At 41.2% G+C, this 2530-nt stretch carries 2 protein-coding genes; both read right to left on the bottom strand.

What is annotated here, in order from left to right; translation table 11 throughout:
* The coding region (locus K1X82_15425; GenBank protein MBX7183502.1) for a WD40 repeat domain-containing protein at positions 1–258 on the bottom strand (258 nt) is incomplete at its 3' end.
* A gap of 4 nt (positions 259–262) precedes the next feature.
* Positions 263–2530 (bottom strand): DUF5686 and carboxypeptidase regulatory-like domain-containing protein (locus tag K1X82_15420; protein MBX7183501.1); only part of this gene is annotated, 2268 nt, incomplete at its 5' end.

Genomic DNA, 2530 nt, shown 5'->3' with positions numbered 1-2530 from the left:
GCTGACCAAATCAATCCAGTGCACTTCACCTTGTCCGTTGCCGATTAAAAGTAATTTGCGTTCTTGTAAATGAAGAATACTGTAAGGAATGGTTTGCAGTTTAATGGAAAAAGAAGAAGGCAAACCGGTTTCCAAGTCCCATTCTGCCACAAACCTATCGGCGCTACCACTAAAGATAGTATGTGCTTTTAATCCATAGGCCAGGCAATAGATGGGGCCTGCATGACCGGTTAATCGGTGTACGATGGTTGCCTGCATGGAGTTATCGGGTTAGGTTAATGTTTAAACTGAGTTTAAAGGCCCAATTGTCAATGGCTTTGGCATTTTGGTAGGCACCATATCGGTAATAAATACCTGCTCCATAGCCGGCGAAGTTAATTTTTAGAATATTGTCGAGAACCACACCGGTTTCAAAATAGCCGTGTTTATAATCTCTAGTGCTTACATCATGGTGGTTTTCCGGATTAGAAAGCCAACCGAAACCCAGGTTGTTAACTAGGATTATTTCGGGAGAGAAGTATTTGGTTTTAATGAGTAACTCGCCGAAGTTATGTCGGTGGAAAAGTGCCAGGTAGCGATCAGTAAGAAATTCATTGCTTCGCATAGTTTCGAAGTAATTTTGGGTAGCTACCGGAAATTTATACCATCCGCTTCGACCCGCAAAAAGTTTGGTATAAGGCAGATTACCCCATACCATTCCACCCTGCAGGCAAAAAGTTTGTTTTCCCAATTTACGAATAAAGAAATCGTCTTCTATTCGGGCTTCAATTCTCCAATAGTCAAAAGCGGAAGGGATGTCTTTAGCGTTTATCCTGAAACCTTTGGTTGCGGTTATGTAGAGAATAGGGAATTGGGTTCCTTTAGAAAAAATATCATCCCCGGATTTAACGAAGCGTTCGCGGAAAGCAAATTTTAAACCGACAAGGGCTTCATTAAAATCATAGCTTTTTGTGGTAAGGTATACCGGTTTATCGGGAATACCAAAGGAATAATTGTCAACGGCCTTTATTTGTTGCCGGCTTACACCTACTTGAAAGAGTGCATATTGAAAGATACGAAATTTAAACAGGGCATCGTATCTGGTGGAAAAATCTCTTCGGAAGTCGAAGGTTTTTCGTAAGGTTTCGGTGAATAAGGTTTTTCGATCGGCAAGGAAATAGGAGCCTCCGCTTTCCTGGAGATCATGTTTATAAACTAGGGTAAAGGCAATATCGTTTTTGCGGTCAATTTGGAGGTCTAGGCTTCCTCCGTATTTCCATGCTTTATCTCTGGTTCCGTAACAGAAATAACCGGCCAGGGAGAGGAAACGAGAGAGTTTTGCATTGGTATTGGCCCCCAATCCGAGTCTAAAACCTTCATAGTCATTTGCTCCAATAATTTTTTCCAGGTCCAGGTCGATAAATCCGATGGGGATTTTTCCATTGGCAATGGTTTTTAAGGCTTTGAGTTTCTTTTCAAAGTTATAGATCTGACTCAGGCTGTCGAGGTAACGGTAGGTGTTCCAATCTTTTTCAGAAAGGCTATCAACACGGTATTTTTGCCAAATTTCTTGATTTTGTTGCAGGCTTTTGGAATCAATTTCGAGGTCAAATCGATTAAATTCAGATTGTATGGACTGGTCGTTGATTTTAATGTTTTTGATATAGGTTCTTCCAACTCCAAGTAATGGTATTCCCTTTGTAAGGTTATTCAATCGTAAGTCGGTATTAAGTTGGATAGGAAACCAATGTCCGGCAACCTTTTCGTATTGTTGTTGGATTTTGAGGGTGGCCCCTTTTTCTTCCATTGCCTCTGCAATAACTTGTTGAATGGCCCATTCAGCTGAGTGAATGTAGAGGATACCTTTAAGTCCATCGAAATTGGTGTTTTTTCGAGGACGGTAAGAAATTACAAATACGCTGTCGTTACCCTGAAAGAGGGTGTCTTCCAATAAGAAGAAATAGCTATTGGTGCTATTGGTTGAAATGGGATTCAGGTATTTTTTATCACCGAGAGAGAAGTAATCGTTGTAGAAGGAGAAGCTTTGCAGTTGGGAGGAAAGCAAGGAGAAAAGCGGGTCTTGAAGTCCGGAGATTCGGCTGGCAAGAACTTTTTCAGAGTTTTTTGGATTAATGAAAGTTCTTTCGCTTACACTTTCGATGAGCATGATATTGCTTTTATCGAAGAATTCACGGAGGTTTTTGGCATCTTCGCTTAGTTCAGCCCCTGAATCGTTTGGGGGTAATTCGGCGGTAAAATGCATTTTGTGATAAGCCTGGTATTGAAAGGATTCCAATTCTTCCGGGTTATTTTTTTTTCGGTTGTTGCTGCAGTTTTTAATAATTCGATGGGCAGGATTTTCACCGGGGAAAACGGCAATTTCCGCCAATTGAATATTAGCTGGTCTGAGCTGGATGGTAAATGGGGTTTGAGTGGGAGTTACGATTATTTTTTCGTACCCTACATAACTAACGGCTATGGTTTGTACCGACAATTGGGGAGGGAAAGCAAACTTACCATCCATATTCGTGGATGTTCCGGTGCTTAGATC

The sequence above is a fragment of the Bacteroidia bacterium genome, assembly GCA_019695265.1.
In the GTDB taxonomy this organism is placed as follows: domain Bacteria; phylum Bacteroidota; class Bacteroidia; order JAIBAJ01; family JAIBAJ01; genus JAIBAJ01.
Note: the sequence above shows the minus strand (reverse complement) of the source record. Positions and strands in the feature narration are given on the sequence as shown.